12 protein-coding genes are annotated in these 16,273 nt (G+C 43.1%); 4 read left to right on the top strand and 8 right to left on the bottom strand.

Annotated elements, in window-relative coordinates:
- Positions 1–208: 208 nt before the first annotated feature.
- Entirely contained in the window at positions 209–1,609 is a 1,401-nt protein-coding gene (locus tag C7120_RS09865; protein WP_233247086.1) for an MFS transporter, read from the top strand.
- Positions 1,610–1,679: 70 nt separating this feature from the next.
- On the opposite strand, the gene C7120_RS09860 is transcribed toward C7120_RS09865, so the two are convergent.
- Genes C7120_RS09860 through C7120_RS09850 form a run of 3 tightly spaced genes read right to left on the bottom strand, consistent with a single transcriptional unit; the run spans position 1,680 to position 5,316 of the window.
- Positions 1,680–3,236, bottom strand: coding sequence for a peptide MFS transporter (locus C7120_RS09860; RefSeq protein ID WP_107621532.1), 1,557 nt, complete (start codon positions 3,234–3,236; stop codon positions 1,680–1,682).
- A 16-nt stretch (positions 3,237–3,252) separates the two neighbouring features.
- Positions 3,253–3,999 (bottom strand): porin family protein, encoded by a 747-nt coding sequence (locus C7120_RS09855; RefSeq protein WP_107621531.1) that lies wholly within the window; start codon positions 3,997–3,999, stop codon positions 3,253–3,255.
- Positions 4,000–5,316 (bottom strand): LysM peptidoglycan-binding domain-containing protein, encoded by a 1,317-nt coding sequence (locus tag C7120_RS09850; protein ID WP_233247107.1) that lies wholly within the window; start codon positions 5,314–5,316, stop codon positions 4,000–4,002.
- Between the two features lie 156 nt (positions 5,317–5,472).
- On the opposite strand from C7120_RS09850, the gene C7120_RS09845 reads away from it, so the two are divergent.
- Positions 5,473–6,180 carry a gliding motility-associated C-terminal domain-containing protein gene (locus C7120_RS09845; protein WP_107621529.1) on the top strand — a complete coding sequence of 236 codons (708 nt, stop codon included), beginning with the start codon at positions 5,473–5,475 and terminating at the stop codon, positions 6,178–6,180.
- Positions 6,181–6,293: 113 nt separating this feature from the next.
- Positions 6,294–9,128 carry an excinuclease ABC subunit UvrA gene (gene uvrA / locus C7120_RS09840; RefSeq protein WP_107621528.1) on the top strand — a complete coding sequence of 945 codons (2,835 nt, stop codon included), beginning with the start codon at positions 6,294–6,296 and terminating at the stop codon, positions 9,126–9,128.
- A gap of 19 nt (positions 9,129–9,147) precedes the next feature.
- Here the strand turns inward: uvrA and C7120_RS09835 are convergent, their stop codons facing one another.
- From C7120_RS09835 to ftsY, 5 genes are read right to left on the bottom strand one after another with little or no spacing between them, the layout of a single operon-like run.
- Complete coding sequence (locus C7120_RS09835; protein WP_107621527.1) at positions 9,148–9,798, bottom strand: hypothetical protein; 651 nt, start codon at positions 9,796–9,798, stop codon at positions 9,148–9,150.
- Between the two features lie 45 nt (positions 9,799–9,843).
- The gene (locus C7120_RS14185; RefSeq protein WP_233247085.1) at positions 9,844–11,181 is read right to left on the bottom strand and encodes an HU family DNA-binding protein; all 1,338 of its coding nucleotides are present in this window, start codon (positions 11,179–11,181) and stop codon (positions 9,844–9,846) included.
- Complete coding sequence (locus C7120_RS09825; protein ID WP_107621526.1) at positions 11,174–11,467, bottom strand: HU family DNA-binding protein; 294 nt, start codon at positions 11,465–11,467, stop codon at positions 11,174–11,176. Before C7120_RS09825 ends, C7120_RS14185 begins: the two co-directional genes overlap by 8 nt.
- On the bottom strand, positions 11,464–12,777 hold the full coding sequence (gene rimO, locus C7120_RS09820) for a 30S ribosomal protein S12 methylthiotransferase RimO (protein ID WP_107621525.1): 1,314 nt from the start codon (positions 12,775–12,777) through the stop codon (positions 11,464–11,466). Before rimO ends, C7120_RS09825 begins: the two co-directional genes overlap by 4 nt.
- 21 nt (positions 12,778–12,798) lie before the next feature.
- Positions 12,799–13,755, bottom strand: a complete 957-nt coding sequence (ftsY, locus tag C7120_RS09815) for a signal recognition particle-docking protein FtsY (protein WP_107621524.1) — start codon at positions 13,753–13,755, stop codon at positions 12,799–12,801.
- Between the two features lie 194 nt (positions 13,756–13,949).
- On the opposite strand from ftsY, the gene C7120_RS09810 reads away from it, so the two are divergent.
- Positions 13,950–16,238 carry a glycoside hydrolase family 3 N-terminal domain-containing protein gene (locus C7120_RS09810; RefSeq protein WP_107621523.1) on the top strand — a complete coding sequence of 763 codons (2,289 nt, stop codon included), beginning with the start codon at positions 13,950–13,952 and terminating at the stop codon, positions 16,236–16,238.
- Positions 16,239–16,273: the final 35 nt, after the last annotated feature.

Here is a 16,273-nt window from a genome sequence, read left to right as displayed (position 1 = left end):
GCACAATTAGAACAGAACACTCTCTTCCGAATAATAACAAGGGGATGTGCCAAGGGTCTTTGATAGAATTAGCAGCTGCCGATAACAGGGTTACACGCCGCTTGTAATGTCGTTACAAACAATTGGTAACAGGGTTACACGCCGTTTGTAACACCGTCCACAGACCTCCTGGCACATCCCCCTTATTACCAATCAGGTTAAATTTTGCATGAAAACCAGGCCTAATGACTCCCCCATCAAGAGATGGACCGTACTTATTCTCGTAGCCATCGTTATGATGATGGGGTATGTATTCTGGGATATCGTGTCGCCAATATCCACCCAGATCAGGGCTTCCCTCAGTGAAGGCGGCATGGGGTGGACGGCAGCTGAGTACGGATTCTATGCCGGCAGTTACTCCATCTTTAACATCTTCTTGCTGATGTTATTCTTCGGCGGTATCATCCTTGACAGGTGTGGTATCCGATTTACCGGCTTGCTCGCAACCGGCACCATGCTTCTTGGAGCCCTGATCAATTATTATGCGCTGACAAGGATTTCTCCGGAGCTATACATCGATTTGTCTTTCACGCTATTCGGATTGATTCCTGAACACGCCAAGATACAGGTGCTCGTCTCGGCTTTGGGCTTCGGACTTTTTGGAATGGGATGCGACATAACAGGCATAACCATATCCAAGATCGTTACCAAATGGTTTACGGGTTACGAATTGGCATCGGCAATGGGCATACAGGTGGCATTAGCCCGTCTTGGCACCACCTCTGCCTTAAGTTTCAGCCCGCTCATTGCACAGTCGTTTGGGATTTCCGCGCCTGTCTTAGGCGGGGCACTTCTCTTGCTGTTCGGATTTTCACTCTTCGTTCTCTATGCCTTTATTGACAAGAAATTTGACAATTCCCTCTATGAGCATGCGGAGGCCAATGAGAAGAAAGAAGTTGCAAAAGGCGAAAGCTTTTCATTCCGAGACTTTGTCGTCGTGCTGAAGAACCCAGGCTTTTGGCTGATTGCCATCCTCTGCGTATTTTTCTATAGTTCCATTCGCCCGTTTATGAAATTCGCCACAGACCTGCTGATTAACAAGTTCGGGGTCGCTGACACTTCCGCGGGCTGGATTGTTGCCGCTATTCCGTATAGCACGATGATACTAACTCCGCTGTTTGGAAGCATCTATGACAAAATCGGGCATGGCGCAAAGCTGATGCTCATAGGTTGTATCATCATCACGGTTTCACACTTCTGTCTGGCATTACCCTTTGTCCCTACAAGCGGATTCGCTCTTGGAATCATGATCCTTGTGGGCATAGCTTTTTCCATGGTGCCCAGCATCATGTGGCCCAGCGTGCCCAAGCTCGTCCCATTAAGACAGCTGGGAACAGCCTACAGCATCATCTACTATATCCAGAACCTTGGATTAATGCTCGTCCCGATGTGGGTGGGAAACATTATCGATGAGAATACAAATCCCGCCACAGGCCATGTGGACTATCTCGCGCCCATGTTGGTTTTCACGGGTCTCGGAATCGCGGCAAGTGTTGTCGCGGCACTTCTGCTATTTATGGACCAGAAAAAGCATTATGGATTACAGAAGGCAAATATCGGCGTGAAATAACATCCCCATAAAGACAGACTCCCTGATACCACTTGATATCAGGGAGTCTGTTTTTATATTAAGAGAGTCTCTACTGGGTAACCCGTTCAAGCCATTTTACCATTCCAAGCATTACCCCCATTGAAATGAGGCATACAACAAGAAATACGCTCCAGCACTGCCACAAAGGCATCTTGTTATACATCAGCGGGCCTATCCAGATAAGCAGATTGCCAACGGCCGTAGCCCCCAGCCACAGACCTTGACATACGCCCTGCAAATGCTTGGGAGCCACCTTGGAGACAAAGCTTAGGCCAAGCGGGGAGATAAAGAGCTCTGCAACGGTAAGGAAGAAATAGGTAACGATAAGCACCCATGGCCCTGCCTTGAGGGCCTCCTTAGCCGTAACATCCATTGCCTTAAACTCCTCACCTGAAGGATAGCCACTTGCATAAGAGTAAACCGACAGGAACAGATAAGCCAAACCTGCAATAAACATGCCATAGGCAATCTTTCTCGGGGTGGAGATAGCATGCCCTGCGGCTGTCAGTTTAGAGAAAATCCACATGATGATAGGTGTAAGCACTATCACGAAAAATGGATTCACAGCCTGCCATATTTCAGGGGCAATAGAGTCAGTCTTCACAAAATCACGGGCAAAAACAGAAAGAGACTGCCCGTTCTGGTGGAATGAGAACCAGAAGAAGATAGCGATACCGAGTACAGCGAATAAGGCATACATACGCTGCTTGATTTCCTTAGCCATCGCCACTTTCTCTTCGGGAGTATAGTTGACCGTTTCAGAAGCAGACTTCTTTGCGGGAATCGGGAACTTCTTCTTATAGCCTATAAAAATCGTAAGCGAGATAAGCATGGCTACTACAGAGGCAATGAATGAATAGTGAACTCCTGTATTGAATACCTCCAGATAATTGCTACAAGCATTAGCCATATCGCCCACATTACCGCCAACATCAGTCATCAGCTTGGTTAGATTGGCAGCTTCCTCGTTGCCCATCACTTTACCTTCAATAAACTTATGACAAAGAGCCGGAAGCTCCGCGTTATAAAGCAGTCCCTTAGTTCCCAACCACCATTGACGGAGATAAGGAGCAATGAAAGGGGCTATAAGGCCTCCTATATTAATAAACACATAGAAAATCTGGAAACCGCTATCGCGCTTCCCCTGAACAGCCTTCAAGGCTTCTGGACCTTTTCGTGCTGCCTCGGCTTCAAAGTTGTCGTACATCTGGCCAACAATTGCCTGCAGATTGCCCTTGAACAAACCATTGCCGAAAGCGATAAGCAACAAAGCGAAACAGGTAAATGGCAACAACCAGCTGATATTGGCAGCCGTAGATAGGATGGGGAAAGAAAGCAATACATACCCGGATGCCATGACGACAAGTCCTGCCATGATTGTGCCCTTATAATTCTGTGTACGGTCGGCAATAATGCCCCCCACAAGACTTAGCACATAGATGAGTGCATAAAACACGGAGTAGATAATACCACTGGTTTCATCGCTCAAGCCAAACTTTGAGCAAAGAAAAAGCAGTAAAACGGCATTCATGATGTAATACCCAAAACGCTCGCCCATATTGCTGAGAGCTGCAGGAATCAGTCCTGTTGGATGATTTTTAAACATAATATTATGATTTTAGTTAATGATTATTCTTCTTTGTCTTCGTAATGTCAAACAAATAGGTTAATTTAACGAGTATGTTTCCGAAATTCGAACTGCCAAAATAATCCCTCTTGGTGTCTCCATAGATATTTCCTAATCCATAGTAGTAACGCGCCTCAAGAAGAAAATGCCCTGCTCGGGGTATACTGTATTCCGCGCCAAGACCAAGGGCAATACCATAGTCGAATTTATTTTCTACAGCCATCGTATCCTGCGCCACTATCGAGGTAGCCCTGTCTGCAATATTCCGCTGAGCAAGATCGAAATTCATTGATGTGCTTTCGTCAAGATACACACCAAACTGCGGTCCCAGATTGAGGAAGAAATTGATTCCTCGGTCTTCTTTCCCCCATGCCAGATGAGCCATCACAGGTATTTGAATATAATTAATCGTACGGCTATATTGTTCTGCCATACCCGTTATCGCATTTATTACGGGCTTGTCTTCTCGGGTGAGGATGTCCTCTTTCCACCCAATAGACGCATAGTTGATCTCGGCATATACAGATGCTATCGTCTTAAAATACTTTTCGCAAACATAACGGAAAGATAGCCCCCCGGTCATACCTCCATGCATTTTTTGAGGAACTTCAGGTGTAAAACTAATATTACTGAGCGCATATCCTCCATTGATACCTACAGAAAAACCATTTCGATGCTCACCGATTTGCGCCTGAGCTAGCACAGGAAACAAAAACAATATATATAATAATGCACTTTTCATCTAATAAGTGAAGGATTCTATGGTTTTATTATTCTTATAATGGATGAGCTGGAAATTCTCATTCTGCATGCCGCCGCTTCCTTGCCTTACAAAGTAATAGGTTGTTTGCACTGGCGTTGATGGGTCCTTTTCTTTCCCTCCCTTGAAGTCCTTACCATATTTATGTAGTCCCTGAAGGAAGAACAGAGCCTGATCATATCCCGTAAGGGCAAAGCGAGGAAGAGCATGTTGCATTTCCACACCAAACCATTGATGAAATTTCTTTTCCAACTGTTGTGTTTTCCATGACATCGGGTTATAGTAGAAAGTTGTGGGAATATAGGTGTCAAATGCATAGAAATTGTCAAGATCATAGTTCGTATACATTAGCCACTCGGTATATCCAAACATCGAGATTCCAACTTGTGGATTATTAGCCCTAAAACCATTCAGTTTCTGAAAAGCAATGTTTAACTCCGGAGACCGACTGGTATTGAGCACAACGACATTGGGCTTAGTACGAGAGAATGCCTTTGCAAACATTTCTTCTGATGACTCAAGATTCGTGATGCTGTAGTTAATTCCTTTCTGTTCAAGCTGATTACGCAAACCGAAAGTAAAAACTCCCTTGGTTGAATTCTTATCATTGCAATCTATGAAAACCGGATGACTGCTCTTAAAATGACTCAAGAACGCCTTAATAGCATCATTATTCAGCTTGCTCCCTGTTTGATAAACCTGGAATATATTTGGATTGCGAGTAACCTCATCACTTGCTATTGAAAATGGGATAACCAGTCTAATATCATTTTGCGCACAAAAATCCCCTAATGCCTTTACCTGCGGTGTATAGAGGGGACCAAAAATAATATCAAGACTCTTGACCTCCGGATTTAGAAGCGTTTGCCGAATATCAGCATCAATAGGGACATTCCACGCATGAATCGCAGAAGAAATCCCTTGTGCTTTCATATCTTCAATGGCAAGGAGGAAGCCGCGATAATACTCCACCATGCGACGGCCATCCCCATCGTTATGATGCAAAGGAAGCATGATGCCCACACGAATCTCACGATTACGGACATCTGTCTTCACGGCGGTAACCGGAGCTGGCTTCTGGAGGTCTTGCCCCCGAGGTTTCGCAAAGGGAATGAAAACCGTATCATCCTTTTTGAGATTATAGTTTTCTTTCTTCATTTCCGGATTCGCATCCTTCAGTTCATCAAGCGTAATGCCATACTTCTGGGCAATACTGTACATCGTATCCTTTTTCTTAACCTTATATAAATCTCTCCATTGATTGATCTGGGCATAAGCCATGCTACCCATGAATAGCATCACTCCCACTAATATATATTTAATATATCGCATCATCATCCATATTAGAATTACATATATTCAGTTGCAAAAATACAAAAAATATCTAATCTCTCATCAATAATCGACATTCTTTTTGTAACTTTGCATGAATATTTTGAAAGAAAAAAAATAGAAATGAAACAAATATTAGTTTTCTGGATCAGTCTCTTCGCCGTAGGAAGCATTGCCGCACAAACACCAAGCATAGCACCTTCGGCAACTTTTTCCGATTCGGAAGGCAATGAGACCACCGATAACAAATTCAGCGGCTCTGCCCCCGTAACAGCTCGTTTTTCAGCGAATCCATCCGAGGTCGGAGATTATTCTCCCCATTACGAGTGGCGCTTCTATACAGAGGGGAATGCAGACGCTCCTTACCTTATCCGTTATGAGGAAAATACCAACTACACTTTCACTCGGTCGGGGGTGCATTATATTGTCTGTTACGCTACTTTCACAAAAGGAGCCGACATCATATCATTCACCCAAGAATATTGGCAAAGTGCAGGAGCGTTTCAGGTCTCGATTGCTGAAAGTAAACTCGAAATGCCGAATGCTTTTTCTCCCAACGGCGATGGAATTAATGACATTTACAAGGCCAAAAGTGGTTTTCAGAGTATCATTGAATTTCATGGATATATCTTTAACCGTTGGGGGCAGAAGCTGTTTGAGTGGACTGATATTAACGGAGGCTGGGATGGCAAGTACAAAGGAAAGGATGCCAAGCAGGGGGTATACTTCTGTCTGGTCAAAGCCAAGGGGGCGGACGGCCGTGAATTTCAAATCAAGCGCGATGTCAACCTCCTCAGAGGATTCACCGAAGGAAGCACGACGAAATACTGAATTGCAAAAAGTGGCTTGAAGCCTTGCTTTAAGCCGCTAAAAGGAGAGTAAATAGCCGTTAAAAGGAGAGTAAAAAGCGGCCTTTTGCTTTTCCGCTTAAGGCGAGAAGAAATATGGAAAGAGAAGACGAAAAGATCAATGTGTGGGGAGCCCGTGTGCACAATCTTAAGAATGTGGATGTAGAAATTCCCCGCAACTCACTCACTGTAATAACCGGCTTGTCTGGTTCGGGTAAGTCCTCGCTGGCTTTTGACACTATATTCGCCGAAGGACAACGGCGGTATATAGAGACTTTCTCGGCCTATGCCCGTAACTTTCTTGGTAATCTGGAGCGTCCGGATGTCGACAAAATCACGGGACTGAGCCCCGTGATCAGCATAGAGCAAAAGACCACGAACAAAAATCCTCGCTCTACCGTGGGGACGACAACGGAGATTTACGATTACCTCCGCCTCCTCTATGCTCGTGCCGGAACAGCATACAGCTACCTCTCTGGTGAAAAGATGGTGAAATATACCGAAGAAAAAGTGCTTGAAATGATCCTTGGCGAGTATAACGGAAAGTCTATCTACATCCTTGCCCCACTTGTTCGTCAGAGAAAAGGACACTATCGAGAACTCTTTGAGTCTATGCGCAGAAAGGGCTATCTTTATATCCGTGTGGATGGAGAAATCCAGGAAATCACCCGAGGCATGAAAGTCGACCGTTATAAAAACCACAATATTGAGGTTGTAGTCGACAAACTCCAAGTCCACGGAAAGGATGACGAACGCTTGAAAAAGAGTGTTCGGATTGCCATGAAACAAGGCGATGGAGCCCTCATGATCATGAACAAAGACAGCGGTGAAATCAGGAATTTCTCAAAACGACTGATGGATCCTGTTACAGGAATTTCCTATGGGGAACCTGCCCCCAATCTGTTCTCCTTTAATTCGCCTGAAGGCGCATGTCCACATTGCAAAGGGCTGGGATGGATAAACGAAATAGATCTCAAAAAGGTAATTTCTAACGATAACCTTAGCATTCACGACGGAGCCATTACCCCATTAGGAAAATACAAAAACCAAATGATTTTCTGGCAGATAGATTCCATCCTTCATAAATATGAATTGAATATCAAGACACCTGTAAAAGAGATTCCTAAAGATGCTATGCAAGAAATTCTTTATGGCTCGCTGGAAAATGTAAGAATTCCAAAAGATCTTATCAAGACATCCAGCGACTATTTTGTAACTTTTGATGGTGTTGTAAAATATCTGCACAATGTGATGGAAAGCGACGATTCCGCGTCGGGACAGAAATGGGCAGAACAATTTATGGCCATGACAGAGTGCTCAGAATGCCGTGGACAAAGGCTTAAACAAGAGTCGCTTTCCTATAAAATATGGGACAAGAATATATCTGAAGTTGCCAATTTGGATATGATCGACCTTAAGCATTGGCTTGATCATGTTGAGGAACATCTCGAAATACAAAAACAACAAATTGCCACTGAAATAGTGAAAGAACTCCGATCTCGTGTTGACTTCCTACTGGAAGTCGGCCTGGATTATCTGGCTCTGAACCGGCAATCAGCCTCGCTTTCCGGAGGTGAGAGCCAACGCATTCGCCTCGCGACTCAAATCGGAAGTCAACTTGTGAATGTGCTGTATATTCTTGACGAACCTTCCATTGGCTTACATCAGCGAGATAACGAACGACTGATAATGTCCTTGAAAGAACTTCGCGACATAGGAAATACTGTTATTGTTGTAGAACACGATGAAGATATGATGCGAGCATCCAACTGGATTATAGATATCGGTCCGAAAGCTGGACGCAAGGGCGGACAAGTTGTATTTCAAGGAAGGCCAGCTGACATGCTTAAGTCTTCAACTATTACTGCCCAGTATCTTAATGGGAAGCTGAATATCGTTATTCCATCGGAACGGAGAAAAGGGAGTGGGAAGAAGATATTGCTTCATGGATGTAAAGGCAATAATCTGAAGAATATCGATGTAGAGTTTCCGCTTTCTAAGCTAATTGTTGTTACAGGAGTCTCCGGATCAGGAAAATCTACCTTAATCAATGAGACTCTCCAACCCATACTCTCCCATCATTTTTATCGGTCTCTCAAAAAGCCGATGCCATATGACTCTATTGAAGGAATCGAAAATATAGACAAGGTCGTAAATGTTGACCAAACCCCTATCGGACGCACTCCTCGATCTAATCCTGCCACCTATACAGGTGTATTCTCTGATATCCGTAACCTATATGTAAATCTTCCTGAAGCAAAGATTCGCGGGTATAAACCAGGGCGATTTTCATTTAATGTGAAAGGTGGAAGGTGTGAAGCTTGTGGGGGAAATGGCTATAGGACTATTGAAATGAACTTTCTTCCTGATGTAATGGTACCGTGTGAGGTCTGTCACGGCAAACGCTACAATCGGGAAACCCTTGAGGTAAGATTTAAAGGGAAGTCCATTGCCGATGTGCTCGACATGACCATAAACCAAGCGGTAGAATTCTTTGAGAATGTCCCTAATATTCTTCAAAAAATAAAGACTCTCCAAGATGTGGGATTGGGATATATCAAACTTGGTCAGTCGAGTACAACTCTCTCCGGTGGTGAAAGTCAACGAGTAAAACTTGCGACAGAATTAGCTAAAAGGGATACGGGCAAAACTCTGTATATTCTTGATGAACCAACCACAGGGCTTCACTTTGAGGATATTCGTATTTTAATGGATGTCTTACAAAAACTCGTAGACAAAGGGAATACAGTTATTATAATAGAACATAATCTGGATGTGATGAAACTGGCAGATTACATCATTGATATGGGCCCGGAAGGAGGCCGTGGAGGTGGTCAGGTTCTAAGTACTGGCACACCGGAAAAGGTCGCTGAAAGCCAAGAAGGCTATACTCCAGATTTTCTGAAGCAAGCTTTAAAACAAAAAGAATAACCCCTTGTATACAAATATATTAAAGTAACTCCACCTTGCTCCCTATTGTTGCCTCAAAGTAAGGAGGCTCATCGCGAAGAGAAATATTGTCATAAATGAAATCGGCAACAATGGTATCTTTACCATCTGGTATTATCAATCCCATTTTTCCATCCTTTTCCGCAATGACAGGGAACAGCTGAAGGTCATCAACATATACATAGGGAGTACGAAGAAAATCGTAAAAAGCATGCACAAGAATTTTCCCTTCATGGTCTTTCATGCCAAACTTTCCATTTTCTTCATATATCTTGTGATAACGAATATATTTATCTTTAATACGACTGAGATAATAGGCCATACGCTCCTTGTCATTGACAAGTTTTAACATATAGCTGAAAGTATCACAATAATTTGCAATAGCCCTGGCTAGCACAATCTTGAAATCTAGTCCATCAAGCACCTTACGGTTGAGGTCAATATACAAAGCTATAGCTCGCTCTTTTTCTAACAGCGATAAATCCTTAAGACGCTCTTCGAAACGCTCCATAATGGACTTTGAACCTGACATGCCTTTAATATAGCGGTGGATCTGCCGGGCCATCTCCTTACATACAAATTTGTCTATTTGCATTTCTTCTATCGGGTCGGCAAACTTTTTGTCAAAATTCTCCTGCGTAATCATAAGCATCCTTCATTTGCTTCAAAGTTAAGACTTTTTCAAGAATTAGCCAAATTATTTCTTCTTTATTTTCAGTTTAGGTATTTTTATTTTCTGACCTTCTTTTAATTCCTTAACTCCACCATTTACGGCCTCAACATAGCATTCCATACCCGGTCCAAGATGGTTTTTACTAATCGACTTTAATGTCTGTCCCTTGCGAACAACAACAATCTGATCTATACCTATAATATTATAAGCCCCTGTGCGAATACGCGGATCTTTTTCATATTGAGTTGTTTGAGAAGATTCTCTCACTCTTGCAGTTGTCTTTGATGAAGTTTGTTGAATCGGCACTCCCCTCTTTCTTCCTGCTGCAGACATCGTAGAAGGTGTAACTTTTTCTAATGTTTTTTTTGAAGCAGACTGAGATATGGTCTCCTTCACCTTATTTGTAGCAGTAGCAGACTGCTCGGGTGTTTCTCCGATCTTTTCTGTATGAACAGGTACCTCCTGTTTTACATTATTATTTATATGTATTTGCGTCAGCAAATACTCTATCTGGTTGTCCCGAAGCTTCAGCTGATTAAATACATAAACAGAAGCCCCAATAAATAACAACAGTAGAACCGCTGCTATAATACCAAAAATATTTGTAAGGCGTTTAAACTGTAAAACTTGATCTCGAAGTAATTTATTCGCAGATGAAAGTACTTTATTCTCTGCATTTATCCGATCATTAGCCCATTTTTCTTGAATTCTCGCTTCTGGCTCCAACGAAGCCATTTGCGCTTTAGTATCAACACTATCGGTAAAGTCCAATAAGGGGGTAGCTGAGGCCGCACTCCTCATGGAAACTTGATCTTCTTCCAATATTGAATTATCTTCTGGATTTATAACCGAAGCAGGAGAAAGACCCTTTTCAACTTGTTCGGCCCAAACATCACTTGGTGCAAGTCCCTCCACACTTTCCTCTGTATCTACGGCAATAGGTGAATTATCTACCCTTGTTATTTCGTCTGGTTTATCTATCGAATCCATAGGTCCGGCATTGTCATCTTCTTGGGCTTCATCCAAATCAGATAAGTCTACTTCGTCATTCAAGACAACCGTTTCGAATGAAGCAAATGGCCTGTTTACTAAATCACGCATTCCCGCATCGGGAATATATGAAATTTTTTCGCGCTCTGCAATTTCGATTGGCTCACCTGTATTCACATCAACGCTTTTACGGGCATTCACACTCTGAACTTTAAAAGTGCCCAGCCCTTTAATCTTCACGAGCTTCTCATAACGGAGACCATCATTAAGCACATCCAGCATCTGAGAGATAAACCTATCTGCCGCATCTTGACTCAAACCATGTCGCTGTGCAAGGACTACAGCCAAGTCTTTAAATCCAATCTTACTCATCACCCTGTTCTTTATTTTTCAATTTATCTTTGATATAGATATTCGGCTTGAAATTCAGTACTAACTTTGGAGGCACAAGCATCCGCTTTCCTGTTGAAGGATTGATGACCATCCTCTCAAGACGCTTTCTCACCTCAAATGTCCCAAAATGTGAGAAAGATACCGAATTGCCTTCATCAAAATTTCTCCCCATTTCATCGATAATCGTTGAAATCAATTTCTGTGTATCCGCTTGGGTATAACCGCTTCGCTGAGATAATTCAGCTATAAATTCTTTATTATTCATAAAATTTCTCCATATAAATCAAACTCTGTAGAATCCGTAATTCTTATATTATAAAAAAAACCTGTGCGAAGGGGGCGTGTCGCAGGGATTAACACTTCCGGATCCACATCAGGCGAACAAAACTCTGTACGCCCGATATAATAACTACCTTCCTTTCGGTCGATAATCACTTTCATTGTCTTACCGATCTTAGCAGCCTCTATTTCTAAACTTATTCCCTGTTGAAGGGCCATCAATCTGTCAAGGCGTTCCTGCTTCACATGCTGGGGTACATTATCCTCATAATGCAATTGGCTATAAGTGCCATCTTCTTCTGAATAGGCAAAAGCTCCCATTCTTTCAAATCGCTCACATCTAACAAATTCCATTAATTCCTTAAAGTCTTCCTCGGTTTCTCCAGGAAAACCAACCATGAGGGTAGTCCGCAGATGAATCTCCGGTATTTTCTCGCGAATCTTAGCTATTAAATCAAGCGTTTCCTGTTTGCTGACATGGCGTCGCATACGCTTAAGCACATGGTCGCTTATATGTTGCAAAGCTATATCCAAATACTTACAGATATTATCATGGCGAGCCATTACATCAAGCAATTCCATCGGAAACTGGTTTGGATAGGCATAGTGCAATCGAATCCATTTTACCCCTTCAATATTAGCTATATCTTCAATGAGTTCTGCTATATGAGACTTTCCGTCAAAATCCATCCCATAATAGGTAAGCTCCTGCTCTATCACTTGGAATTCCTTTACTCCATTGGTTACTTGCTCACGGACTTCGGCCAAGATTTCTTCTTTTGGACGGGATATATGCTTTCCTGTTATCAACGGAATTGCGCAATAAGCACAATGGCGGTCGCACCCTTCAGCAATTTTCAAATAAGCATAATGGCGAGGTGTAAAACGGGCACGTGTAGCAAATCTTCTTTCTCGGTCAGTAATGAAATCTCTCTTAGCGTCAGGGATATCTTGAAGAAGCTTTTTAAAATTAAACTTGCCATAATACTTATCAACTTCAGGAATTTCATTCTCAAGTTCTTTCTTATAGCGTTGAGATAAGCACCCCATCACATACAGACGGTTCAACTGTCCCTTCTCTTTTCGTTTAACAAATTCAAGAATTGTATTAATACTCTCCTCTTTAGCTGCTTCTATAAAACCACAAGTATTTATTACGGCGATTTCACCTTCTGGTCGATGAGAATCCGGAACACAACAGTAGCCTTTTTCTTCAAATCGCTTGACAAGTCGCTCTGAATCGACCAGATTTTTAGAGCATCCCATCGTAATAATATCTATCTGATTCTTTTTCATTTCACTAAAAAATGAACTGGGCTATTCATTATTAAAAAGAGAGTCGACAAATTCAAGACGATTAAAGAGCTGTAAGTCTTCGAGCTGCTCCCCAAGCCCAATATATTTCACAGGAACCTTTAACTGATCACTAATCCCAATTACGACACCACCCTTTGCAGTACCATCAAGCTTCGTAATCGCAAGTGAAGTAATCTGTGTGACAGCAGCAAACTGCTTGGCCTGTTCAAAAGCGTTCTGTCCTGTTGAGCCGTCAAGAACGAGCATCACTTCATCAGGCGCTTCTGGAAGAACTTTCTTCATTACCTCCTTTATTTTCTTCAGCTCATTCATCAACCCAACCTTATTGTGTAAACGACCAGCCGTATCAATAAGGACTACATCTGCATTATTAGCCTTAGCACTTTGCAATGTATCAAAGGCAACCGATGCAGGATCGGCCCCCATCTGCTGTTTAATCACAGGAACCCCTACCCGTTCTCCCCATATGGATATCTGTTCTACAGCAGCGGCACGAAAAGTATCTGCTGCGCCCAAATAAACTTTTTTACCAGCATTCTTAAATTGATAGGCCAACTTCCCTATTGTTGTGGTTTTTCCCACGCCATTCACTCCCACTACGAGAATCACATAGGGTTTATGGTCAATGGGAAGATCCCAATTATCGTTATCCCCTGCATTATTTTCTGCTAATAAAGAAGCAATTTCTTCCCGCAGTATGCCATTCAATTCACTTGTCGATACATATTTTTCACGAGCGACATGCTCTTCTATGCGCTCTATAATCTTGATAGTAGTATCTACCCCCACATCAGAGGTAATAAGGATTTCTTCTAAGTTATCCAAGACTTCGTCATCTACCTTAGACTTTCCTGCAACAGCACGGGAAATCTTATCAAAAACACTTTGCTTGGTTTTCTCTAAACCATGGTCCAGAGTTTCCTTTTTCTTAGAATTAAATAATCCAAATATTCCCATTTCTATTCTATTTTCGGCAAAGATATTAAAAAAAAATGAGAAAGCAGCGATGAAATGGACAAAAATTAAGAAAGTACATTATCACATAGACTTAATAGACAGACACATGGGGGCATGTTTTAAATCTGTCGTTGAATTTGGAGGTCTCGAAAAATATAATTACCTTTGTAATCTTAATAATTTAAATATATAAGATGAAAAAACTGCTTATCCTTATTATCGGACTGATGCTCTCTTCTCTATTGAGCGCCCAAATCTACAAAAATCCCAGTATTCCCGTTAAGGACCGGGTGGAAGACCTACTCAAACGGATGACACTTGACGAGAAGATTGGACAAATGAATCAGTTTCTAGGGTTGGAATATCTGAAAACCAATCGAGCAAATCTTGACAAAGGTGATGCAAAAAACAAAAATGAGAATGTTTTCTATCCGCACACTCCCATTGCCCAAATTGAAACTTGGACAAAACAAGGCATCATAGGTTCTTATTTGATGGTTTTTACAGCTGAAGAAGCGAATCATCTCCAACGACTTGCCATGCAAAGCAGATTGGGCATCCCTCTGCTTTTCGGCATTGATGCAATACATGGTAACGCTATGTGCGACAACATGACTACATACCCCTCAAATATTAATGCTGGCTGTTCCTTTGATCCGGAATTAACCTATAGGATTGCAAGAGAGACTGCGGAAGAAATGGTAACCGTAGGTATGAGATGGGCTTTTAACCCGAATGTAGAAGTTGCTCGTGATGCTCGTTGGGGGCGTGTCGGTGAAACTTTTGGAGAAGATCCCTATTTGGTAAGCGTGATGGGAGAGCAAATTGTAAAAGGACTCCAACGAAATCTTGACCAACCGACCGATGTGTTGGCATGCATCAAGCATTTTGTTGCGGGAAGCCAACCGCTTAACGGTAAGAATGTGTCGCCCGCGGATATCTCAGAACGCACACTTCGAGAAGTTTTCTTTCCACCTTTTAAAACGAGTATCGACGCAAGGGCGGCAACACTTATGGTTGCGCATAATGAGGTTAATGGAATCCCTTGTCATACCAACAAATGGCTGATGCAAGATATATTACGCAAAGAGTGGAAATGGCCCGGATTCATCGTCAGCGACTGGATGGACCTCGAACACATCTGGGAAGTACACAAAACCGCACCCAACATGAAAGAAGCCTTCCGGCAAGCCATCAACGCCGGAATCGACATGCACATGCAAGGCATACACTGGCAAGAAATGGTTAGCCAACTCGTCGAAGAAGGAAAAATCAGCGAAGAACGCATCAACCAATCCGTCAGAAGAATACTCACCACCAAATTCCAACTCGGACTCTTCGAGAAACCCTACACCGACGAGAAACTCAGAAAGAAAATCTGCCAAAGCCAGCAACACCTCAACACCGCACTCCAGGCAGCAAGAGAAGGAATCGTACTCCTCAAAAACCAAAACCAAACACTCCCCATCCAAGAAAGCAAATACAAGAAAATACTCGTTACCGGAGTCAATGCCAACAGCCAAAACATACTCGGCGACTGGAGCAACTGGATGGGAGACAAAACCAGCACCGTGCTCAAAGGACTCAAAGAAATAGCACCCAACACACAATTCCTCTTCGCAGACCAAGGCAACAACCCCAGATACATGAAACAGGAAAACATAGACAAAGCCGTGGAAATGGCCAAAGAATGCGACCTCAACATCATCGTAGCCGGAGAATACATGCCCAGAAGCGACTGGAATAACCGCACCGATGGAGAAAACCTAGACCGATCAGACATCAACCTCGTAGGACTCCAAGAACAACTCATACAAAAACTGCACGCCACCGGGAAACCCACCATCCTCGTGCTCATCAACGGAAGACCTCTGAGCACCGAGTGGGCAACCGAGCACATACCCGCCATCATCGAAGCCTTCGCACCCGGAATACAAGGAGGAAAAGCCATCGCCGAAATCATATACGGAAAAGTAAACCCCAGCGCCAAGCTCGCCATTACCATCCCAAGAAACACCGGACAGATCGTCAAAGTATACAACGAAAAACCCGCTGCAGCCTTCCATCCCTTCACACTCACACAAGACACACCCCTCTACCCCTTCGGCTACGGACTGTCCTACACCCAATTCAAATGCTCCGACATCACCCTCTCCAGCCGTGAAATCAACGCCAACGGAGAACTACAAGCAACCATAAACCTCACAAACACCGGAGACAGAGAAGGAACAGAAATCGTGCAGCTCTACATCAGAGACTGCTACAGCAATGTGTCCCGCCCCGTCAAAGAACTCAAAGACTTCATGAGAGTCAGCCTACAGCCCGGAGAAACGAAGACCCTAACCTTTACCCTCCCCGCCCACAAACTCGCCTACTACAACGAAGACATGGAATGGACCGTAGAGCCCGGAGAATTCGAAATCATGATCGGAAGCTCATCCGCCGACGAAGATCTCATCAAGAAAACCTTCCTCGTCAAATAAAATAAAAAAGAAACCCGCGGAGCTCAAAGCCCCGC

This window comes from Prevotella sp. oral taxon 376, assembly GCF_003043945.1.
GTDB lineage: Bacteria > Bacteroidota > Bacteroidia > Bacteroidales > Bacteroidaceae > Prevotella.
This window is presented reverse-complemented; position numbering and strand designations above follow the sequence as displayed.